This window comes from Nocardioides caldifontis, assembly GCF_008087345.1.
GTDB lineage: Bacteria > Actinomycetota > Actinomycetes > Propionibacteriales > Nocardioidaceae > Marmoricola_A > Marmoricola_A caldifontis.
Genome location: NZ_ML701736.1, coordinates 311,288 through 331,096, shown reverse-complemented (window position 1 = coordinate 331,096; position 19,809 = coordinate 311,288). Strand labels below are relative to the sequence as shown.

Here is a 19,809-nt window from a genome sequence, read left to right as displayed (position 1 = left end):
GGCCGCCTCCTACGATTGACCGCATGTCGACCTCCGCGCCCGAGCCGTCCGCCCCCACCAGCAGCGACCTCCCCACCGGTGGGACCGTGCGGCCGATGACCCGCTGGGGCACCGACGTGATGCACCGGGTCAACGAGCCGGTGACCGAGTTCGACGACGAGCTGCGGGCGCTGGTCGCGGACATGACCGCGACGATGTACGCCGCCGACGGGGTCGGCCTCGCCGCCTGCCAGATCGGTGTGGACCGCCAGGTGTTCGTCTTCGACTGCCCCGACGACGAGGGGGTGCGCCACACGGGTGTGGTCTGCAACCCGGAGGTGGTCGTGCCGGAGGGCAAGGAACGGCGGCTCGACGACGGCGAGGAGGGGTGCCTGTCCTTCCCCGGCGCCTTCGTGTCGTGCCCGCGCCCCGACTACGCCGAGGTGCTCGGCCAGGGGCTCGACGGCACTCCGGTCCGGTACGCCGGGACGGGGCTCCTGGCGCGGTGCCTCCAGCACGAGACCGACCACTGCAAGGGGACGGTCTTCGGGGACCGGCTCAACCGCCGCGCGTACAAGAAGCTGGCGAAGCAGATGGAGGCTGCGGCGGAGGACTACCCGCCGGGGTGGCCGGCGGAGCCCTCCTCCGACGGGTCCAGCTGACCCGTCTCGGTCTCCTCGGTGTTCTCGTACGCCGCCTCGTGCGGCTCCCCCTCCGGCGACTCGGCCGGCTCGACGGGGGCGCTCTGCTCCGTCACGACGTCGTTGAGGTAGCGCAGCAGCACCGCGAAGACCGCCACCACGGGCACCGCGAGGAACGCGCCGACGATGCCGAACAGCGTGGAGCCGAGCGTCACCGCGAGCAGCACGACGACCGGGTGCAGCTGCATCACCCGTGACTGCAGCCAGGGCTGGAGCACGTTGCCCTCCAGCTGCTGCACCCCGACGATGATCGCGAGCACGACCAGCGCGCCGCCCCATCCGACCGACACCAGCGCGACGAGGACGGCGATCGCGCCGACCACGAACGCACCGACGATCGGGACGAAGCCACCGAAGAAGGTGAGCACCGCCAGCGGCACCGCGAGCGGAACGCCCACGACGAGCAGCCCGATGCCGATGAAGACCGCGTCGATGAGGCTGACCAGCGCCTGGGTGCGGATGAAGCCACCGAGCGTTCCCCACGACCGGCCGAGGACCTCGGAGACGTGGGGCCCGGCGCGCGGTCCGGTCAACGACCGGACCCACGGCCGGAACTTCCGGCCGTCCTTGAGGAAGAAGAACGTCAGCAGGAGCGTGAGGACCAGGGTGACGACCCCGGAGCCCACGGCGCCGATGCCGCCCAGGACACCTCCGGCGATCGCGTCGGCGCTGCTGGTGAGCCGCTCCTGCGCCGTCTGGATCCCGTTCTCGATCTGCGCCTCGGTGACCAGCTCGTTGCGCTGCACCCACTCCTGGAGCTCCTGCAGACCGCTCGAGGCGTCCTTCGCGATGTCGTCCGCCTGGCTCACGACGCTCGGGGCCAGTGCCACCGCGCTGCCGACGAGCACGCCGATCCCGGTCAGCAGCGCCGCGGCGGCCGCCAGTGCCGGCGGGAACTTCGTGTACCGCTCGAAGAGACCGGAGAGCGGCTCCAGGACCGAGGTGAGGATCAGCGCCAGGAAGATCGGCAGCAGGATCGTCCACGTCTCCCGGATCACGAGCCCGAGAAGCACCGCGCCCGCCGCGATCGCCACCCACTTGATGCTCCACCAGGCGAGCCAGGTGAGCCCCTGCCCGATGACCCGTTCGCGGGAGGGTCGGCCCGTCAGCGGTTGCGTGGTCACGGGACCACCTTGCCCTGACCGCAACGAGGCAATCGACCCGGCACGCCCGTGACGCCCGACGATCAGCGGCGTGCCCGCGCGACGTAGCAGGCCACCGCGGTCGCCGCGGCCACGTTGAGCGAGTCGATCCCCTCGGCCATCGGGATCACCGCACGGACGTCGGCGGTCGTCATCCAGCGGTCCGAGAGCCCACGCCCCTCGGTGCCCATCAGCAGCGCGACCCGTTCCTGGCCCGCCACGGCCTCCTCGATCGCCACCGAGTCGCCGGCGGGCGTCAGCGCCACGGTGGTGAAGCCGGCGGCGGACAGCTCGGTGACCGCGTCGTACCACCCCTCGAGGCGGGTCCAGGGCAGCGTGAAGGCGGCACCCATCGCGACCTTGATCGACCGTCGGTAGAACGGGTCGGCGCACCGGGGCGACAGCAGCACGGCGTCGACGCCCATGGCGGCCGCGCTGCGCAGGCACGCACCGACGTTGGTGTGGTCGACGACGTCCTCGAGCACGACCACGGTGCGCGCCCCGTCGAGCACCGAGACCAGGCCGGGCAGCGGGCGGCGGTGCAACGACGCGAGCGCGCCGCGGTGCACGTGGAAGCCGGTGACCTGTTCGGCCAGCGCCTCGCTCACCACGTAGACCGGCGCGTCGCCGGTCTCGAGGACGTCGGCCAGCCCGTCGAGCCACCGCGGCGCCATCAGGAACGAACGGGGCTCGAAGCCGGCCTCCACCGCGCGGCGCACGACCTTCTCCCCCTCGGCGATGAACAGCCCGTGCTCGCTCTCCAGGTGCTCCCGCAGCTGGACGTCGCGGAGGTCCCGGTAGTCGGAGAGCCGCGGGTCGGCCGGGTCGTCGATCTCGACGAGGTGGACCATCAGGAGTACCGCGCCGGGTTCGCCACCGACACGACCTCGCCGATCACCACGATCGCCGGCGGCCGCACCGGGTCGCGCACGAGGTCCTCCTCGACCAGCTCGAGCGTCGACCAGAGGGTGCGCTGCGTCGGCATGCTGCCGTCCGTGACGACGGCGAGCGGCGTGGTCGCGGGGCGCCCCGCCGAGACCAGGCGCCGCGCGATGGCCGGCAGGTTCTGCACCGCCATCAACAGCACCACCGTGCCGCGCATCCGCGCGACGCTGTCCCACTCGACCAGCGACTCGGGGTGGTCCGGAGGCAGGTGCCCGGAGATCACCGTGAACTCGTGGGCAACGCCCCGGTGCGTCACCGGGATGCCGGCGAGGGCCGGGACGGAGATCGCGGAGGTCAGGCCGGGGACGACCGTGCAGGGCACGCCCGCCTCGGCGCACGCCTGCACCTCCTCGTAACCGCGGCCGAAGACGAAATTGTCACCACCCTTGAAACGCACGACGCGCTTGCCCTCACGGGCGCGCTCCACGATGACCCGGTTGATCTCCTCCTGGGCCGCCGAGCGGCCGCGGGGCAGCTTCGCCACGTCGACCAGCTCGACGTCGTGCGCGAGCTCGCTGAGCAGCTCACGCGGGGCCAGCCGGTCGGCGACCACGACGTCGGCCTCGCTGAGCGCCCGCCGCGCGGCCACGGTCGCCAGCTCCGGATCACCCGGCCCGCCGCCGACCAGCACCACGCCCGGCGTCTTCTCGTGCGGGCGCACCGGCAGCCGCCCGTCGCGGAGCCCCTCGATGACCTGGTCACGGATCACCGCCGAGCGCCGGGGCTCCCGGTTGCTGACCACCGCGACGGTGACGCCGGCGTGCCTGCCGACCGCCGGGGTCCACGCGGACGCCTCGGCGGCGTCGTCGGCGCGGACGCAGAAGACGCGCCGCTCCTCGGCCGCCGTGCTGACCGCGGCGTTGACCTCGGGCACGTCGGTGGCGGCGACGACGTACCAGCTCTCGTCCAGGTCGGCGGCCTCGAAGCCGCGCGGCACCCAGGTGACCTCACCGCCGCCGACGAGCCCCTCGATCGCCGGGGTGACCTCCGGGGAGACGACGACGACGTCGGCCCCGGCCGCCAGCAGGGCGGGCACCCGCCGCTGTGCGACCTGGCCACCACCCACCACGACCACGCGCCGTCCGGCGAGCCGGAGGGCGGAGGGGTACGGCGGTGGGGCCTCGGTCGAGGCGTGCTCGGTCACCGACCCATTGTCAGCAGCCCGCCCGGGCGTCCCCTGACAACGCCCACCCACCGGAATAGGGTCGGTGCCGCCGGGAAGGGTGGTCCCGACCCGCGACGACCGCAACGAGACCCGAACTCCGACCCGAACGCAGCGAAGGAGAGCCGATGTCGCTCGACCGACCGGTCAGCCCGAACCCCTACGACCTCCTGCCCGCCGTCCCGTCCTTCGAGGTGACCAGCGCCGACGTCACCGACGGACAACCGTTGAAGGACGACCAGGTCGCCGACAAGGGCAACACCTCCCCGCAGCTGAGCTGGTCCGGCTTCCCCGAGGACACCAAGAGCTTCGTGGTGACCTGCTTCGACCCCGACGCGCCGACGCCGTCCGGGTTCTGGCACTGGGTGGTCTGCGACATCCCCGCGTCGGTGACCTCGCTCGACACCGGTGCGGGCGCCGAGGGCGGTGCCGGGCTGCCGGAGGGCTCGTTCATGTGCCGCAACGACGGCGGCTCGAAGGCGTTCATGGGTGCCGCTCCCCCGCCCGGCGACCAGGTCCACCGCTACTTCTTCGTCGTCCACGCGGTGAAGGAGGAGAAGCTCGGCGTCGACTCCGACACCAGCCCGGCCGTGGTGTCGTTCAACCTCGCGTTCAAGACCGCGGCCCGTGCGATCCTCCACGGGACCTACCAGCACTGAGCCGGCACTGGGCCGGCACTGGGCCGGCACTGGATCAGGGCAGCAGCGCGGCGTACTCGTCGGACGCGAGGAACCTGGGGAGGAACCACGCCGTCGACTCGGCGAGCTCCAGCTCGTCGAGCCGGGCGGGGTCGACGAAAACGATCTGCCGGCCCTCCCCGCACACCACGTCGTCGTCGGTGAGGTCGACCCGGGCGAACCACACCTGCCAGTGGTTCACCAGTCCGGGTCGGCTCTTCGACTCCGGCGTCTGGTGGCCGTCGTACCAGAGGGTGAGCGCGCCCTCCGGGAGGACGATCCCGGTCTCCTCGAGCAGCTCGCGCCGGGTCGCAGCCGGCCACTCCTCGCTCGGGTCCACGTGGCCACCGACGATCCCCCACTGCTCCGCGGCGACCGGGGCGTGCTCGTCGCGCTCCTGGAGCAGCACCCAGCCGCGGACGTCGACGAGGAAGATGCCGACGACGTCGCAGGAGCGCTCACGGCACGGGAGCAGGTGGTCGGGGTCGGTCAGCACCGACGGCTCGGTCACGGCACCAGTGTGCACGGTGCCTGCGGCCACCGCGGGTGGTGCAGAATCGGCGCCATGGCAGCGGGGCGCGAGTTCGGGGACCAGGTCGGGGAGCCCGCCGTCGACGTGCTCGGTGAGCCGTACGTCGCCGAGACGCTCCGGCTCGAGCCGGACGGCGAGGGCGAGGTGGTCGCCACGCTGGTGAGCCGCCGCACGACGGTGGAGCGCGGCTCCCGCCGCGCGGTCCTCCACCTGCACGGTTTCTGCGACTACTTCTTCCAGACCCCGGCGGCGGACTTCTGGGTCGAGCGTGGTTACGACTTCTACGCGCTCGACCTGCGCAAGTACGGCCGCTCCCTGCGCCCCCACCAGACCCCCAACTTCGTCCTCGACCTCGCGGAGTACGACGAGGAGCTCGACCTGGCCCTCCGGCTGATCACCCGGCGGGACGGCCACGACCACGTCGTCGTGACCGGCCACTCGACGGGCGGGCTGATCGCGTCGCTGTGGCTGCACCGCACGGAGGCGCCGGTGAGGGGGCTGGTGCTCAACTCCCCGTGGCTCGACCTCAACGGCAGCTTCTGGCTGAGGACGGCAGGCACGAAGGCGATCGACCAGGTCGGGCTCCGCCGTCCGTACCAGTCGATCCCTCGCTCGGTGTCCGGGCTCTACGGCCGCAGCCTCCACCGGGACCACTCCGGCGAGTGGGACTACGACGTGACGTGGAAGCCGTTGGAGAGCTGGCCGGTCTTCGCCGGCTGGCTCCGCGCCGTACGACGGGGCCACGCGACCGTCCACCGCGGCCTGGGGTTGGATGTGCCCACCCTGGTGCTCAGCTCCGACCGGAGCGCCCACCCCAAGAGCTGGGACGACCTCTGCACCTCCTGCGACATCGTCCTCGACGTCGAGCTGATGGCGAAGTGGGTCCACAAGCTCGCCTCCCACGTCACGCTCGTCCGGGTCCCTGGTGCCCTCCACGACGTGACGCTGTCGCGCAAGCCCGTCCGGGAGCACGCGTTCGAGGAGCTCGGGGCGTGGTTGGACGCCTTCGTCGAGCGCCCGGTCCAGCCCAGGGACGACTGAAAGGCCGCCGCAGCGGGAAGCATCGCCCCCGGAGGAATCGCACCCACCGATGGGGAGAGTCATGGCAGCTCGCGAGCAGGCCGGGGTCGACGGCGGCCCGGACATGGCCAAGGAGCAACGCAAGGACCGGACCCACTACCTCTACATCGCGGTGATCGTCGCCGTGGTGCTCGGCATCACGCTCGGGTTCTTCGTGCCCGACTTCGCGACGAAGCTGGCGCCGATCGGTGAGGCGTTCGTGGCGCTGATCAAGATGATGATCGCGCCGGTCATCTTCTGCACGATCGTGCTGGGCGTCGGCTCGGTGCGGAGCGCCGCGCACGTCGGCAAGGTCGGCGGGCTCGCCCTCGGCTACTTCCTGGCGATGTCGACGATCGCGCTGGCCATCGGCCTCGTCGTCGGCAACCTCATCCAGCCCGGCGAAGGGCTGAACATCGACGAGGAGACCGCGAAGGCCGGCGCCGAGCAGGCCGGGGGGTCGGAGAGCACCACCGATTTCCTCCTCGGGATCATCCCGACCTCGCTGCTCTCCTCACTGACCGACGGCGAGGTGCTCCAGACGCTGCTGGTCGCGCTGCTCGTCGGCTTCGCCCTCCAGACGATGGGCGACGCCGGGGCCCCGATCATCCGGGGCATCGAGCACCTGCAGAGGCTGGTGTTCCGGGTGCTCGCGATGATCATGTGGGCCGCGCCGGTGGGCGCCTTCGGCGCGATGGCGGCCGTGGTCGGCGAGACCGGGCTCGACGCGCTCCAGAGCCTGGCGATGATCATGATCGCCTTCTACGTCACCTGCGCCCTGTTCGTGTTCGTGGTGCTGGGGCTGCTGCTGAAGCTCGTCGCCGGGGTCAACATCTTCAGCCTGTTCCGCTACCTCGGCCGCGAGTTCCTGCTGATCCTGTCGACGTCCTCGTCGGAGTCGGCCCTCCCCCGCGTCATCGCGAAGATGGAGCACGCCGGCGTGGACAAGACGACGGTGGGCGTCGTCGTGCCGACCGGCTACTCGTTCAACCTCGACGGCACCGCGATCTACCTGACCATGGCGTCGCTCTTCATCGCCGAGGCGCTCGGCGACCCGCTGAGCATCGGCGAGCAGATCTCGCTGCTGGTCTTCATGATCATCGCCTCGAAGGGCGCGGCGGGCGTCACCGGCGCCGGGCTGGCCACCCTGGCCGGCGGGCTGTCGTCGCACCGCCCCGAGCTGCTCGACGGCGTCGGGCTGATCGTGGGCATCGACCGCTTCATGTCCGAGGCCCGGGCGCTGACCAACTTCGCCGGGAACTCGGTGGCCACGCTGCTGATCGGCACCTGGACCGGCGGCATCGACCGCGGGCAGCTCGACGCGGTGCTCTCCGGCGACCGGCCGTTCGACGAGGCCACGATGCTCGACGAGCCCGAGGTCCGGGAGCCGCGGGAGCGGGAGGTCGCGAAGGAGGGCAGCACGCTCTCGTCCGCCTCACCCCACTGAGGAGTCGACGGGGCGCGCTAGCGGACGAGGAAGACCACCAGCGCCGTCAGCCCGACGACGATGATGAAGCCGCGCATCAGCGCGGCGGGCATCCGGCGTCCGACCCTGGCCCCGACCTGCGCGCCGACGATCGAGCCGAAGGCGATCAGCCCCACCAGCACCCAGTCGATCTCCGCGTCGGTCCAGCCGCCCGCCACCACGATGATGAAGACCACGGCGGCGATACCGTTGACGATGCCGGAGAGCACGTTCTTCAGCGCGTTGTTGCGGTGCACGGTGTCATGGGTGCCGAGCCCGAGGACGGCGATCAGGATGATCCCCTGGGCGGCGCCGAAGTAGCCGCCGTACACGCCGGCAGCGGACGTCGCGGGCCAGAGCCACCAGCGGTCGGCCGGCGGCTCGTCACCCGACGCCGCCGCAGCCACCCGGCGATTGATCCGTGGCCCGAGTGCCACCAGCACCACGCCGAGCCCGATCAGCGCCGGCACGATCGCGCTGAAGGCGTCCTCGGGCAGCACCAGGAGCAGCACCGCCCCGATGGTCCCGCCGACCGCGGACGCCGACGCGAGCCGGATCGTGCGGGCCCTCTGGCCCCGCAGCTCGCGGCGCCACCCGATGGCCCCGCTCACCGACCCCGGGACCAGCCCGATGTTGTTGGAGACGTTCGCGGTCACCGGCGGCACCCCGAAGGCGAGCAGCGTCGGGAACGTGACGAGCGTCCCCGAGCCGGCCACCGCGTTGATGAACCCGGCTGCTCCCCCCGCGAACGCGACGGCGACGAGCTCCCAGACCGTCACCGGGGCGGCAGCGGACCGCCGCTGTCGCCGTCGGTCGTCGGCTCGATGTCACCCGGGCCCGGCGCGCCCCTGGTCGGGTCGGCGGACTCCGCCTCGGCGATCGCCTCCTGGACCGCCGCGTCGGCCGACGCCTGCAGGTCCTCGGCGGAGAACGCCGAGCCGACGGGCTCGCCCATGTCCACGCGGCGCTTCGGCCCCGGGGTGTCCTTCGGGATCCCGGGGATCTGCCCGATCGACGACCCGAGGCCCTCGAGCGCCCGGCCGATCTCCGACGGCACGATCCACACCTTGTTGGCGTCGCCCTCGGCGATCTTCGGAAGCATCTGGAGGTACTGGTAGGCGAGCAGCGACTGGTCCGGCTGGCCGTCGTGGATGGCCTGGAACACCGTCTGGATCGCCTGGCCCTCACCTTGGGCCCGCAGGATCCGGGACTGCCGCTCGGCCTCGGCGCGGAGGATCGCGGCCTCGCGCTCACCCTGGGCGTTGAGGATCGCGGACTGCTTGTTGCCCTCGGCGGTGAGGATCGCCGACTGCCGCTGGCCCTCGGCCGAGAGCACCATCGCGCGCTTGTCGCGGTCGGCGCGCATCTGCTTCTCCATCGCGTCCTTGATCGACGGCGGCGGGTCGATCCCCTTGATCTCGACGCGGTTGACCCGGATCCCCCACTTGCCGGTCGCCTCGTCGAGGACCGTGCGCAGCCCCGTGTTGATCTCCTCGCGGCTGGTCAGCGTCTGCTCGAGGTCCATGCCACCGACGATGTTGCGGAGCGTGGTCATCGTGAGCTGCTCGACGGCCTGGATGTAGTTGGCGATCTCGTAGGTCGCCGAGACCGCGTCGGTGACCTGGAAGTAGATCACCGTGTCGATGGACACGACCAGGTTGTCCTGGGTGATCACCGGCTGCGGCGGGAACGACACGACCTGCTCGCGGAGGTCGATCATGTAGCGCACCCGGTCGATGAACGGCACGACGATGTTGAGCCCGGCGGGCAGGGTCGTGCGGTACTTCCCGAAGCGCTCGACGATGCCGGCGCGCGCCTGCGGGACGATCCGGACCGTCCTGCCGAGCACGACGACGACGAGCAGGAGCAGCAGGATGAGCAGCACTCCGACGACGGTCATCGCGCGATCCCCTCTCTGGTTGGTGTTCGGTGGGCCACGTCAGGACCCCAGCTCCGGGACCTCGTGGACGTACGCCGTGGCGCCGCGGATCTCGAAGACCTGCACCTTCGCGCCTGCCGGGATGACGGCGTCCTCGCTGTAGGGGCGCGCCGTCCAGACCTCGCCGCCGAGCTTCACCTGGCCCGAGCGGCCGGTGATCTCCATGATCGCGAACCCCTCCGTCCCGATGAGGGCGGCGGGGCCGTGCTTGAGGTCGGGGCCCTTGTGGAGCCGGGCGACCATCGAAGGGCGCACCAGGGCGAGCATCGCGACCGCGGTGGCAGCCGCGACCAGCACCTGGATCGCGACGCCCGCGCCGAGCAGTGCGGTCACCATGCCGCCGAGAGCGCCGGCGGCGAGCATGAGGAGGACGAGGTCGAGGCTCGCGAGCTCCGCGACGCCCAGGACGATCGACAGCCCGAGCCACACCGCCCAGACATTGTCGCCCAGCCCGTCCCAGAACTCGTTCACACCTGCAGCCTAGTCGGCGGACTGGCGGCGGCGGACCCTCCGGCGCGCGGACCATCGGCCCGCCTCGTGGCTGAGCACCAGTGGCATCCCGAAGGTCGCCGAGAGGTTCTCCTCGGTCATCACGTGCTCGAGTGGTCCTGCCGCGGTGACCCGCCCCTCGCGGAGCATCAGGACGTGGGTGAACCCCGGGGGGATCTCCTCGACGTGGTGGGAGACCAGGATGATCGCCGGAGCGTCGCCGTCCATGGCCAGCACCGACAGCGTGGAGACCAGGTCCTCCCGGCCACCGAGGTCGAGCCCCGCGGCGGGCTCGTCCAGGATCAGCAGCTCGGGGTCGGTCATCAGCGCCCGGGCGATCTGCACCCGCTTGCGCTCCCCCTCGCTGAGGGTGCCGAACGTGCGGTCGGCCAGCCGGCCCACGCCGAGCTCGGCCATCAGCTCCGCCGCCCGCTGGTGGTCGAGCTCGTCGTACTGCTCGCGCCACCGGCCGATCACGCTGTACGACGCGGAGACGACCACGTCGTGGACCCGCTCCTGACGCGGGATGCGCTCGGCGATGGCGGCGCTGGTCAGGCCGATGCGGGGGCGGAGCTCGAAGACGTCGACGGCGCCGAGGACCTCGCCGAGCACCCCGGCGACCCCGCCCGACGGGTGGAGCTGGGCGGACGCGACTTGCACGAGCGTCGTCTTGCCGGCGCCGTTCGGGCCGAGGATGACCCAGCGCTCGTCCTCCTCGACGGTCCAGTCGACGTCGGCGAGGAGCGTCGCCTCGCCGCGGCGCACCGTGACGCCCGCGAACTGCAGCACCGGATCCATGGCTTGCGGGGCCCCTCCTTCGACGGCGGGCACCCAACCTACGACACGGGGCCGCGGCTCCCCCGAGGGCCCCGCGTGGACCCCGCGTAGGCTTCGTCGGGTGGACGAGGACGACGCCGCGCACGGAGCACGGTCGCTGTCGCCGGGCCGCGGGGCAGGACGTCCCGGCGTCGCCGTCGGGCTGGGCGACTCCGCCCGGCTGGCGCTGTGGTTCTCCGCCTGGTGCGCGGGCACGGCCAGCCTCGACGAGGCACGCGACGCCGTGGTCGGCGACGACGCCGCCCACGACGTCGTCGGGCTCCCCGGGCGCGACGAGCCGGTGCCGCTGATCCTGGCCCTCGGGGCGCTCCGCGCCGAACGGGCCACGGCCGCAGGGCTCGCCTTGCCGGAGCCCGGTGACCCGCTCGGGCTGGGCGGCCCCGCCGCCTTCAACAGCGAGGCGCTGGAGGTCGGCGAGGCGGTGGTGCTGGACGGGGCCGACCTCGGGCTGGTGCCGTTCCGCGCCGGTGCCGGAGTGGTCTGGCGCTGTCTGCCGGCGAGCTCCCGGCGCCAGCTCCCCGACCTCGGCGAGGCCGACACCGGGCTCCGGCGGGCGCTCCCGGCGGTGGCCGACGAGCTCGCCGCCCTCGACGTGGGGCGCTGGCGGCCGGAGGTCGCCGACGAGCTGATGGCGCTGCGCCGCCCCACCTCGCTCGCCGTCCCGCCCGGGACGGGTGCCCGGCAGCAGCGGATGCTGGCGCTCGCCGCCCGGTGCCGCACGATCGTCGAGCTGGCGCTCGAGGACGATGGCGGAGCGGTGACGGCGTCGGAGGCCGACCGGAGGCGGGCGGCGCTGCTGCCGCTGGACCGGGCCGCCCGTCGAGCGGTGGTCGCTGCCTGCAGCCACCCCTTCGACCGTTAGCCTTCGTCGCGTCATGGACGCCCTGCAGACCGCGCGCGACACCGGAGTCGATACCGACGGCACCTTCGACGCAGCGCCGAAGACCCTGCTCATCACCTTCACCGGGGTCGACCGGCCCGGCGTGACGGCCGGCGTCTTCGGCACCCTGGCCGGCTTCCGCGTCGAGGTGCTGGACATCGAGCAGATCGTCCTGCGCGGTCGGCTCGTGCTCGGCGTGCTCGTGACGGCGCCCCGGCACTGGAAGCAGCTCCGCGACGCGGTCACGCAGGTCGCCGAGGGGCTCGAGCTCGAGGTGCTCGTCGAGAAGGGGCACGGCGACAACCGCAGCCGTCGCGACGGCCGCAGCCACGTGACCGTGCTGGGCGCCCCGCTGACCACGGTGGCGGTCTCCGCGATCACCGGCCGCATCGCCGACGTCGGCGCGAACATCGACCGCATCGAGCGGATGGCCCGCTACCCGGTCACCGCCATCGACCTCCACGTCTCGGGCGTGCCCCCGCACCGGTTGCGCCGGGTGCTCGCCCAGGAGGCCGCCCGGCAGCAGGTCGACGTCGCGGTGCAGCCGGCGAACCTGCTGCGCCACGGGATGCGGCTGATCGTGATGGACGTCGACTCGACCCTCGTGCAGGGCGAGGTCATCGAGATGCTCGCCGAGCACGCCGGGTGCCTGGGCGAGGTGGCCGCGGTGACGGAGGCCGCGATGCGCGGCGAGATCGACTTCGAGGCGTCGCTGCGCCAGCGCGTGGCGCTCCTCGAGGGGCTCGACGCGGCGTGCCTGGACCGGGTCTACGAAGGGCTGCAGCTCACCAAGGGGGCGCGCACCCTGGTGCGGACCCTGAAGCGGCTCGGCTACCGGTTCGCGATCGTCTCCGGCGGGTTCAGCCAGGTCACCGACCGGCTCGCCGACGACCTGGGCATCGACTTCTCCGCCGCCAACGAGCTCGAGGTCGTCGACGGCCGGCTCACCGGGCGGATCGTGGGCGCGGTGGTGGATCGCGCCGGCAAGGCCGAGGCGCTGCGCCGCTTCGCCGCCGAGGTCGGGGTCTCGCAGGCTGCCACGGTGGCGGTCGGGGACGGCGCGAACGACCTCGACATGCTCAGCGCCGCCGGGCTCGGGATCGCCTTCAACGCCAAGCCCGTGGTCCAGGAAGCGGCGGACACGTCGGTGAACGTTCCGTTCCTCGACGCGATCCTCTACCTGCTCGGCATCACCCGCGAGGAGGTCGAGGCCGCCGACGCCGAGGCCGGCTTCGTGACCCCCGCCCCGCCGCTCTAGCGCGGATCAGGGGGTGTGCACGTGGGTCAGCCGCGCGACGCCCTCCGCGAGGCTCTCCCAGCCGCCGTCCAGCTCGAGGACCGCCGCCGCGGCCGGTGGGAACCCGGCCAGCAGCCGGCGCAGCGCCTCCGGGTCGCCCTGCCCGTCGTGGAGGACGGTGGCGAGGTAGGCGATGCACGGGTTGTGGCCCACGAGCAGGACCGTGCGGAGCTCGTCGGGCAGCAGCCGCAGCGTCTCGAGGGCGGCGTCGGCCGAGGCGTTGTACATCGCCTCGGTGACCTCTTCGGTCGGGTCCCCGGAGAGTTGCTCCTTCACCAGCGACCACGTCTCGACGGTGCGGGCGGCGGCCGAGACGACGGCGTGGTCGGGGACGACCCCCCACGCGGCGAGCTGCTCGCCGACGGTCGTCGCGTCGCTGCGGCCACGCGCGGTCAGCCGGCGGGCACGGTCGGCGTCGGCGTACGGCTCGGCCTTGGCGTGGCGCATCACCACGAGCACCCTCGACCCGTCGCCCACCCAGCCACCCCACGATCCGTCCCGGCTGACAATCAGGTCGAAACTACCCGAGCATCACCACTCGTCGCAGGGGTTCAGAGCCCCATCGCGTGGAACCCGCCGTCGACGTGGACGATCTCGCCGGTGGTCGCCGGGAAGAAGTCGCTCAGCAGGGCGACGACACCGCGCGCGGTGGGTCCGTGGTCGGACTCGTCCCAGCCGAGCGGCGCCCGGTCCTTCCAGGAGGACTCGAGGTCCTCGAAGCCGGGGATCGCCTTGGCGGCCAGCGTCTTCAACGGCCCGGCGGAGACCAGGTTGACCCGGATGCCGCGCGGCCCGAGGTCGCGGGCGAGGTAGCGCGAGGTGGACTCCAGACCGGCCTTCGCCACCCCCATCCAGTCGTACGCCGGCCACGCGACCGTGGCGTCGAAGGTCATCCCGACCACCGATCCGCCCTCGCCCATCAGGGGCAGGCAGGCCGTGGTGAGCGACTTCAGGGAGTACGCCGAGACCTGGACCGCCTGCGCGACGTCCGACCACGGCCCGTCGAGGAACTTGCCGCCGAGCAGCGTCTCCGGGTTGCCGTACGCGATCGAGTGGACCACCCCGTCGAGCCCGTCGACGTGCTCGCGGAGGACGTCCGGCAGCCGCTCGAGGTGCGACTCGTCGGTGACGTCGAGCTCGATCACCGGCGCCGGCTGGGGAAGCCGGCCGACGATCCGCTTGGTGATCGACAGGGCGCGCCCGAAGTTGGAGACCACGACGGTGGCGCCCTGCTCCTGGGCCACGCGTGCGACCGCGAAGCCGATCGAGCTGTCCATGGTGACGCCGGCCACCAGGATCCGCTTGCCCTCGAGGATGCCCATGCCGTTCCTTCCTGATGTGCGTGCGGGGTCGTCAGGGGTGGTCGGGTTGGTCAGTGGCCCATGCCGAGGCCGCCGTCGACCGGGATCACGGCGCCGGTGATGTAGGCCGCGCCGGGCGAGGCCAGCCAGACGACCGTCGAGGCGACCTCCTCGACCGAGGCGTAGCGGCCGAGCGGGATCTGAGCGAGGTACTCCGCCTTCTTCTCCTCGGGGAGCACTGCGGTCATCTCGGTCTCGACGAACCCGGGCGCGACCACGTTGGCGGTGATCGAACGGCTGCCGAGCTCGCGGGCGATGGAGCGGGCCATCCCGACCAGCCCGGACTTGCTCGCCGCATAGTTGACCTGGCCGGCCGAGCCGAGCAGCCCCACGACCGAGGAGACCAGCACGATGCGGCCGCGGCGCAGCCGCAGCATCCCCTTCGCAGCACGCTTGGCGACGCGGAACGAGCCGGTGAGGTTCGTGTCCAGGACCGCCGACCAGTCGTCGTCGCTCATCCGGAGCAGCAGCGTGTCCTTGGTGATGCCGGCGTTCGCCACCAGCACCTCGACGGGGCCCTGTGCCTCCTCGACCTCGGCGAACGCGCGGTCCACGTCGTCAGCGTCGGTGACGTCGCACCGCACGCCGAGGAACCCCTCCGGGGGCTCACCGCTGCGGTAGGTGACGGCGACCGAGTCGCCCTCGGCGGCGAACGCCTCCGCGATCGCCTTGCCGATCCCCCGGTTGCCGCCCGTGACCAGCACCGAACGTGCCACGCGAACCCCTTCCGTCGACTCCCGCCCGACGCTAGGGGCTACCCGTGGGTACTCGAAATCAGCCGCACGGCGTCAGTCGTCGAGCTCCGCGTCGTCCTCGAGCCGGAACCCGACCTTGAGCCCGACCTGGAAGTGCTCGACCGCGCCGTCCTTCGCCTGGCCGCGCACCTGCGTGACCTCGAACCAGTCGACGTGGCGCAGGGTCGCCCCGGCTCGCTCGATGCCGTTGCGGATCGCCTGGTCGATGCCGTCCGGGGAGGTGCCGACGATCTCGATGATGCGGTAGGTGCGGTTGGTCATGAGGGTCCTCCGGTCCGTCGTCGGCACGGGCTCGTGCCGGTCCGGGTCCGAGGCTAGTCCCGTGGCCGCCACACCGTGCAGGGCCGTTGGTGGGGCGGCGTACCGTGGCACCCATGCGGCGTCGCAAGCCCGACTCGGTGCGGATCACCTCCGCCTCGCGCCCGCGGAGCGAGGACATCCGCGGCCGGGAGCGCCGCTACCTCGTCTCCATGGCGATCCGCACGGCCTGCGTGATCCTCGCCGTGCTGTTCATGGGCCACTGGCTCATGTGGGTCTTCCTGGTCGGCGCCGTCTTCCTCCCGTACGTCGCCGTGGTGATGGCCAACACCCGCAACCCGGACCCCGGCGGCCCCGACGACTTCCGTCCCGACCTGCCCGCGCTCGGGACCGGGCCGGCCGACCGGCCTCTCAACCCGTGAGCGACCTTTCCCCGACCTGCTCGGCGAAGGGGTGCCAGGCAGCCGCCCGCTGGACGCTGCTCTGGAACAACCCGAAGGTGCACACCCCCGACCGGCGCAAGGAGTGGCTCGCCTGCGACGAGCACCGCGAGTCCCTGTCGGCGTTCCTCGGCGTCCGCGGCTTCCTCAAGGAGACGCGCCCCTTCGCCCCCTGACGCCGACCCGTCGCATCTTCACGCCCGATCCACGCCGAGTCGTCGCGTCTTCACGCCTGACGGGTGCCGAGTCGTCGCATCTTCACGCCTGAAAAGTGCCGAGTCGGCGCGTCCTACCCGCCGATCGCCGACATCGGCCGGCTGGGCTGGAGGAACGCGACGTCGTCGATGCCGTGACCGGCTCGCTTGGGGGCCACCGCGGCCCGCCACCGGGAGGCCAGCTCCTCGTCGCTCGCCCCGGCCCTCAGCGCCGTGCGCAGGTCGGACTCCTCGCGGGCGAACAGGCAGTTGCGCACCTGGCCGTCGGCGGTCAGCCGGACCCGGTCGCAGTCGCCGCAGAACGGTCGCGTCACCGACGCGATCACCCCGACGGTGGCCGGGCCGCCGTCGACGAGGAACTTCTCCGCGGGTGCGCTCCCCCGGGGCTCCTCGGCCTCGGTGAGCTCGAACCGCTGGGACAGCAGCCCCAGGATCTCCTCGGCGGTCACCATCTGCTCGCGGCTCCAGCCGTGCTGCGCGTCGAGCGGCATCTGCTCGATGAACCGCAGCTGGTAGCCGCGGGCGATGCACCACTCCAGCAGCTCCGCGGCCTGGTCGTCGTTGACCCCGCGCATCAGCACCGCGTTGACCTTCACCGGACGGAGCCCGGCGGCGTCGGCCGCCGCGAGCCCCGCGACGACGTCGTCGAGCCGGTCGCGGCGGGTGAGCTCCTGGAAGGTGGTACGGCGGACGGTGTCGAGGCTGACGTTGACCCGGTCGAGCCCCGCAGCGGCGAGGGCCGAGGCGGTGCGGGCGAGCCCGAGACCGTTGGTCGTCAGCGACAGCTCGGGGCGGGGGTCGAGCTCGGCGCTCCGTTGCACGATGTCGACCAGCCCGCGGCGTACGAGCGGCTCACCACCGGTGAACCGCACCTCCCGTACCCCCAGCATCGTCACCGCGACGCGCACCAGCCGCACGATCTCGTCGTCGGTGAGGAGCGACTCCTTCGCCAGCCAGTCGAGCCCCTCCTCGGGCATGCAATAGGTGCAGCGCAGGTTGCACCGGTCGGTCAGCGACACCCGGAGGTCCGTCGCCACCCGACCGAAGCCGTCGACGAGCCGCTGGTCGGTCTGCACCCCGCCAGCATAGGTGGCGGGCGGGCACGTCCGGCTGGTCCGCATCACCTAGATTTCAAGGGTGAGGTTCCTGCTGTCGCGCCGCTGGGTGCTGTTCGCCCTCTTCGTCGGCGCGCTCGCCTTCCTGTTCGTCAGGTTGGGCGAGTGGCAGTTCCACCGGCTCGACGAGCGCGAGCAGCGCAACGCCTGGACGGAGCGGAACCTCGAGGCCGACCCCGCCCCCGTCGACGACGTGCTCTCCACCGACGCCTCGGTGCCCGACGACCGGGAGTGGTTGCGGGTGCGCGCGACGGGCACGTACGACGCTGCCGCGACCGTGATCGTGCGCTACCAGACCAGGGACGGCGACGCCGGCGTCGACCTCGTCACCCCGCTCGTCACCGGCTCCGGTGCGGCCGTGCTGGTCGACCGGGGATGGGTGCCGACCGACAACACCGGTGACGTGCCGGACGAGCTGCCCGAGCCGCCGTCGGGCGAGGTCGAGGTGGTGGGGTTCGTCCGCGCCGACTCCTCCGGCCGCGGCATCGAGGTGCAGGACGGGTCCACCCGCGCGATCTCCAGCGACGAGATCGGGAAGACGCTCGACTACCCGGTGTACGACGGGTTCGTCGACGCCGAGAGCGAGACACCGGCTCCGGCCGACGAGGTGGTGCGTCCCGAGCTCCCGGACCTCGGCGAGGGGCCCCACTTCTTCTACGGCATCCAGTGGTGGTTCTTCGGCGCGCTCGCGGTCTTCGGGTTCGCCTACCTGGTCTGGGACGAGCGACGCGGGAAGAACCAGCGGCGGCGCGCCGCAACCGAGGCGACCGAGGCGCCGGCCGCGCGGCGTTGACCGGTCACGACCGGGGCCGCTCCCCCTTCTTGTGACGTGGCTTCTTCCGCTGGGGTGCCGGCGGACGACCGGCGCCGACCTCCGTGAGCTCGATGAGCTTGCCGGAGATCCGCGTCGACTCCAGCGCCCGCCACGTCTCGGGCGGGAGCGACGCCGGCAGCTCGACGACCGAGTGGTCCCCCCGGATGTCGATCAACCCGAAGTCGTCACGTCCGAGGCCGCCCTCGTTCGCGAGCGCGCCGACGATCTGCCGTGGCTCGACCTTGTGGCGCTTGCCGACCGCGATCGTGTAGCTGGCCATCGGCACGTTCGAGCGGCGCCGCGGCCCGGTGGAGCGCTTGGCCGGCGCCTCCCGGTCGTCGCGCCCCTTGCGGCCCTGGGTCGGCCTGGCGGGTTCCGGCTCGGGCTCGAGGAGGAGCGGACGGCCGTCCTGCGCGATCACCGCGAGCGCGGCGGCGATGTCGAGCGCGGGCACGTCACGCTCCTGCTCGTAGGTCGCCACGAGGTCCCGGAAGAACGCGACCTTGTCCGAGCCGAGCGCCTCGGTGATCGAGTCGGTGAACTTCGCGACCCGTGCATCGTTGACGTCCTCGATGCTCGGCAGCGGCATCTGCGTCAGCGGTTGCCGGGTCGCCTTCTCGATCGCCTTCAGCAGGTGGCGCTCGCGCGGCGTGACGAAGGAGATCGCGTCGCCGGTGCGACCGGCGCGCCCCGTGCGGCCGATGCGGTGCACGTAGGACTCGGTGTCGGTCGGGATGTCGAAGTTCACGACGTGGCTGATCCGCTCGACGTCGAGCCCGCGCGCGGCCACGTCGGTAGCGACCAGGATGTCCAGCCGCCCGTCACGCAGCTGGTTGACGGTGCGCTCGCGCTGCGCCTGCGCGATGTCGCCGTTGATCGCCGCCGCCGAGAACCCCCGGGCCCGCAGCCGCTCGGCCAGCACCTCGGTGGCCTGCTTGGTGCGGGCGAAGACGATCATCCCCTCGAAGTTCTCGCTCTCCAGCACGCGGGTGAGGGCGTCGAGCTTCTGCTGGTGGGAGACGAGCAGGTAGCGCTGGGTCGTGCCGGCCGCGGTGACGGTCCGGTTCTTGACGGTGATCTCGGCGGCGTCCTTGAGGTACTTCTTCGAGATCCGGCGGATCTGCGCCGGCATCGTCGCGGAGAAGAGCGCGACGTGCTTGTCCTCGGGGGTGTCGGCGAGGATCGTCTCGACGTCCTCCTGGAACCCCATCTTGAGCATCTCGTCGGCCTCGTCGAGGACCAGGAACCGCAGCTGGGTGAGGTCGAGCGTGCCCTTCTCCAGGTGGTCCATGATCCGGCCCGGGGTGCCGACGATCACGTGCACGCCGCGGCGCAGGGCGGAGAGCTGCACGCCGTACGCCTGGCCGCCGTAGACCGGGAGCACGCGGACCCCGGGGAGGTGCGCGGCGTAGCGCTCGAACGCCTCCGAGACCTGGAGGGCGAGCTCACGGGTCGGCGCCAGCACCAGCGCCTGGGGCGCCTTCTGACGGAGGTCGAGCTGGGAGAGGATCGGGACGGCGAACGCCGCCGTCTTCCCGGTGCCCGTCTGGGCGAGCCCGACTACGTGGCGTCCCTCGAGCAGCGCGGGGATCGTCGCGGCCTGGATCGGAGAGGGCGACTCGTAGCCGACGTCCCGGAGGGCCTTGAGGACCCGCCGGTCGACGCCGAGCTGCTCGAAGGTCGGGGTGGCCGGCTGGTCGGGGGCGTCGATGGTGGCCATGGTCACCCAGCCTAGTGACGGGGGTGC

23 protein-coding genes are annotated in these 19,809 nt (G+C 72.3%); 9 read left to right on the top strand and 14 right to left on the bottom strand.

From position 1 onward, the window contains the following. The first annotated feature begins 23 nt into the window (after window positions 1–23). Window positions 24–641, top strand: coding sequence for a peptide deformylase (def, locus tag FIP57_RS04420; RefSeq protein WP_148572296.1), 618 nt, complete (start codon window positions 24–26; stop codon window positions 639–641). On the opposite strand, the gene FIP57_RS04415 is transcribed toward def, so the two are convergent. The 3 genes from FIP57_RS04415 to cobA all read right to left on the bottom strand — a co-directional run bounded on the left by FIP57_RS04415 (window position 593) and on the right by cobA (window position 3,911). Next, window positions 593–1,804, bottom strand: coding sequence for an AI-2E family transporter (locus tag FIP57_RS04415; protein ID WP_162529678.1), 1,212 nt, complete (start codon window positions 1,802–1,804; stop codon window positions 593–595). The genes def and FIP57_RS04415 overlap by 49 nt on opposite strands. Window positions 1,805–1,866: 62 nt before the next feature. Beyond that, window positions 1,867–2,673 carry a TrmH family RNA methyltransferase gene (locus tag FIP57_RS04410; protein WP_148572294.1) on the bottom strand — a complete coding sequence of 269 codons (807 nt, stop codon included), beginning with the start codon at window positions 2,671–2,673 and terminating at the stop codon, window positions 1,867–1,869. Further along, a complete protein-coding gene (cobA, locus tag FIP57_RS04405; protein WP_148572293.1) occupies window positions 2,673–3,911 on the bottom strand; it encodes a uroporphyrinogen-III C-methyltransferase in 1,239 nt (412 codons plus the stop codon). Before cobA ends, FIP57_RS04410 begins: the two co-directional genes overlap by 1 nt. Window positions 3,912–4,057: 146 nt before the next feature. On the opposite strand from cobA, the gene FIP57_RS04400 reads away from it, so the two are divergent. Then, window positions 4,058–4,588, top strand: coding sequence for a YbhB/YbcL family Raf kinase inhibitor-like protein (locus FIP57_RS04400; protein ID WP_148572292.1), 531 nt, complete (start codon window positions 4,058–4,060; stop codon window positions 4,586–4,588). Between the two features lie 34 nt (window positions 4,589–4,622). On the opposite strand, the gene FIP57_RS04395 is transcribed toward FIP57_RS04400, so the two are convergent. Then, window positions 4,623–5,117 (bottom strand): NUDIX domain-containing protein, encoded by a 495-nt coding sequence (locus FIP57_RS04395; protein ID WP_238993276.1) that lies wholly within the window; start codon window positions 5,115–5,117, stop codon window positions 4,623–4,625. A 54-nt stretch (window positions 5,118–5,171) separates the two neighbouring features. On the opposite strand from FIP57_RS04395, the gene FIP57_RS04390 reads away from it, so the two are divergent. Next, window positions 5,172–6,179: an alpha/beta hydrolase gene (locus tag FIP57_RS04390; RefSeq protein WP_148572291.1), complete on the top strand. Its 1,008-nt coding sequence runs from the start codon at window positions 5,172–5,174 to the stop codon at window positions 6,177–6,179. 61 nt (window positions 6,180–6,240) lie between these two features. Then, window positions 6,241–7,644 carry a cation:dicarboxylate symporter family transporter gene (locus FIP57_RS04385; RefSeq protein WP_275266131.1) on the top strand — a complete coding sequence of 468 codons (1,404 nt, stop codon included), beginning with the start codon at window positions 6,241–6,243 and terminating at the stop codon, window positions 7,642–7,644. A 17-nt stretch (window positions 7,645–7,661) separates the two neighbouring features. On the opposite strand, the gene FIP57_RS04380 is transcribed toward FIP57_RS04385, so the two are convergent. The 4 genes from FIP57_RS04380 to FIP57_RS04365 are packed head-to-tail and all read right to left on the bottom strand — an operon-like array spanning window position 7,662 to window position 10,888. Next, window positions 7,662–8,441: a sulfite exporter TauE/SafE family protein gene (locus FIP57_RS04380; RefSeq protein WP_148572290.1), complete on the bottom strand. Its 780-nt coding sequence runs from the start codon at window positions 8,439–8,441 to the stop codon at window positions 7,662–7,664. Next, on the bottom strand, window positions 8,438–9,562 hold the full coding sequence (locus FIP57_RS04375; RefSeq protein ID WP_148572289.1) for an SPFH domain-containing protein: 1,125 nt from the start codon (window positions 9,560–9,562) through the stop codon (window positions 8,438–8,440). Before FIP57_RS04375 ends, FIP57_RS04380 begins: the two co-directional genes overlap by 4 nt. 39 nt (window positions 9,563–9,601) lie before the next feature. After that, complete coding sequence (locus tag FIP57_RS04370) at window positions 9,602–10,072, bottom strand: NfeD family protein (protein WP_148572288.1); 471 nt, start codon at window positions 10,070–10,072, stop codon at window positions 9,602–9,604. Between the two features lie 9 nt (window positions 10,073–10,081). After that, window positions 10,082–10,888 carry an ABC transporter ATP-binding protein gene (locus FIP57_RS04365; RefSeq protein ID WP_148572287.1) on the bottom strand — a complete coding sequence of 269 codons (807 nt, stop codon included), beginning with the start codon at window positions 10,886–10,888 and terminating at the stop codon, window positions 10,082–10,084. 100 nt (window positions 10,889–10,988) lie between these two features. Between FIP57_RS04365 and FIP57_RS04360 the strand changes: the two genes are divergently transcribed. Beyond that, window positions 10,989–11,789 (top strand): hypothetical protein, encoded by an 801-nt coding sequence (locus FIP57_RS04360; RefSeq protein WP_238993275.1) that lies wholly within the window; start codon window positions 10,989–10,991, stop codon window positions 11,787–11,789. 13 nt (window positions 11,790–11,802) lie between these two features. Next, on the top strand, window positions 11,803–13,065 hold the full coding sequence (serB, locus tag FIP57_RS04355; protein ID WP_148572286.1) for a phosphoserine phosphatase SerB: 1,263 nt from the start codon (window positions 11,803–11,805) through the stop codon (window positions 13,063–13,065). A 6-nt stretch (window positions 13,066–13,071) separates the two neighbouring features. Here the strand turns inward: serB and FIP57_RS04350 are convergent, their stop codons facing one another. The 4 genes from FIP57_RS04350 to FIP57_RS04335 all read right to left on the bottom strand — a co-directional run bounded on the left by FIP57_RS04350 (window position 13,072) and on the right by FIP57_RS04335 (window position 15,481). Then, window positions 13,072–13,581, bottom strand: coding sequence for a SixA phosphatase family protein (locus tag FIP57_RS04350; RefSeq protein ID WP_148572285.1), 510 nt, complete (start codon window positions 13,579–13,581; stop codon window positions 13,072–13,074). A 74-nt stretch (window positions 13,582–13,655) separates the two neighbouring features. After that, window positions 13,656–14,426 carry an enoyl-ACP reductase FabI gene (fabI, locus tag FIP57_RS04345; protein ID WP_148572284.1) on the bottom strand — a complete coding sequence of 257 codons (771 nt, stop codon included), beginning with the start codon at window positions 14,424–14,426 and terminating at the stop codon, window positions 13,656–13,658. A 50-nt stretch (window positions 14,427–14,476) separates the two neighbouring features. Beyond that, window positions 14,477–15,181 carry a 3-oxoacyl-[acyl-carrier-protein] reductase gene (gene fabG / locus FIP57_RS04340; protein WP_203231050.1) on the bottom strand — a complete coding sequence of 235 codons (705 nt, stop codon included), beginning with the start codon at window positions 15,179–15,181 and terminating at the stop codon, window positions 14,477–14,479. Window positions 15,182–15,253: 72 nt separating this feature from the next. Then, on the bottom strand, window positions 15,254–15,481 hold the full coding sequence (locus FIP57_RS04335; protein ID WP_148572283.1) for a dodecin: 228 nt from the start codon (window positions 15,479–15,481) through the stop codon (window positions 15,254–15,256). 113 nt (window positions 15,482–15,594) lie between these two features. Here FIP57_RS04335 and FIP57_RS04330 point away from each other — a divergent pair, with 113 nt between their 5' ends. Continuing rightward, window positions 15,595–15,900, top strand: coding sequence for a DUF3099 domain-containing protein (locus tag FIP57_RS04330; protein ID WP_148572282.1), 306 nt, complete (start codon window positions 15,595–15,597; stop codon window positions 15,898–15,900). Continuing rightward, a complete protein-coding gene (locus FIP57_RS04325) occupies window positions 15,897–16,094 on the top strand; it encodes a hypothetical protein (protein ID WP_148572281.1) in 198 nt (65 codons plus the stop codon). Before FIP57_RS04330 ends, FIP57_RS04325 begins: the two co-directional genes overlap by 4 nt. Before the next feature lie 113 nt (window positions 16,095–16,207). Here FIP57_RS04325 and moaA read toward each other — a convergent pair whose 3' ends face one another. Further along, the gene (gene moaA, locus FIP57_RS04320) at window positions 16,208–17,209 is read right to left on the bottom strand and encodes a GTP 3',8-cyclase MoaA (RefSeq protein ID WP_420846677.1); all 1,002 of its coding nucleotides are present in this window, start codon (window positions 17,207–17,209) and stop codon (window positions 16,208–16,210) included. A 61-nt stretch (window positions 17,210–17,270) separates the two neighbouring features. On the opposite strand from moaA, the gene FIP57_RS04315 reads away from it, so the two are divergent. Next, a complete protein-coding gene (locus FIP57_RS04315; RefSeq protein WP_162529677.1) occupies window positions 17,271–18,041 on the top strand; it encodes an SURF1 family cytochrome oxidase biogenesis protein in 771 nt (256 codons plus the stop codon). A gap of 4 nt (window positions 18,042–18,045) precedes the next feature. On the opposite strand, the gene FIP57_RS04310 is transcribed toward FIP57_RS04315, so the two are convergent. Continuing rightward, complete coding sequence (locus FIP57_RS04310; RefSeq protein ID WP_148572278.1) at window positions 18,046–19,782, bottom strand: DEAD/DEAH box helicase; 1,737 nt, start codon at window positions 19,780–19,782, stop codon at window positions 18,046–18,048. Window positions 19,783–19,809: the final 27 nt, after the last annotated feature.

What these genes read in the sequence shown, in the direction of transcription:
- FIP57_RS04365 (WP_148572287.1), bottom strand. Translation starts at nt 10,888, where the DNA reads ATGGATCCGGTGCTGCAGTTCGCGGGCGTCACGGTGCGCCGCGGCGAG.
- FIP57_RS04375 (WP_148572289.1), bottom strand. Translation starts at nt 9,562, where the DNA reads ATGACCGTCGTCGGAGTGCTGCTCATCCTGCTGCTCCTGCTCGTCGTC.
- FIP57_RS04410 (WP_148572294.1), bottom strand. Translation starts at nt 2,673, where the DNA reads ATGGTCCACCTCGTCGAGATCGACGACCCGGCCGACCCGCGGCTCTCC.
- serB (WP_148572286.1), top strand. Translation starts at nt 11,803, where the DNA reads ATGGACGCCCTGCAGACCGCGCGCGACACCGGAGTCGATACCGACGGC.
- fabI (WP_148572284.1), bottom strand. Translation starts at nt 14,426, where the DNA reads ATGGGCATCCTCGAGGGCAAGCGGATCCTGGTGGCCGGCGTCACCATG.
- FIP57_RS04310 (WP_148572278.1), bottom strand. Translation starts at nt 19,782, where the DNA reads ATGGCCACCATCGACGCCCCCGACCAGCCGGCCACCCCGACCTTCGAG.
- def (WP_148572296.1), top strand. Translation starts at nt 24, where the DNA reads ATGTCGACCTCCGCGCCCGAGCCGTCCGCCCCCACCAGCAGCGACCTC.
- FIP57_RS04390 (WP_148572291.1), top strand. Translation starts at nt 5,172, where the DNA reads ATGGCAGCGGGGCGCGAGTTCGGGGACCAGGTCGGGGAGCCCGCCGTC.
- FIP57_RS04385 (WP_275266131.1), top strand. Translation starts at nt 6,241, where the DNA reads ATGGCAGCTCGCGAGCAGGCCGGGGTCGACGGCGGCCCGGACATGGCC.
- FIP57_RS04335 (WP_148572283.1), bottom strand. Translation starts at nt 15,481, where the DNA reads ATGACCAACCGCACCTACCGCATCATCGAGATCGTCGGCACCTCCCCG.
- FIP57_RS04400 (WP_148572292.1), top strand. Translation starts at nt 4,058, where the DNA reads ATGTCGCTCGACCGACCGGTCAGCCCGAACCCCTACGACCTCCTGCCC.
- FIP57_RS04330 (WP_148572282.1), top strand. Translation starts at nt 15,595, where the DNA reads ATGCGGCGTCGCAAGCCCGACTCGGTGCGGATCACCTCCGCCTCGCGC.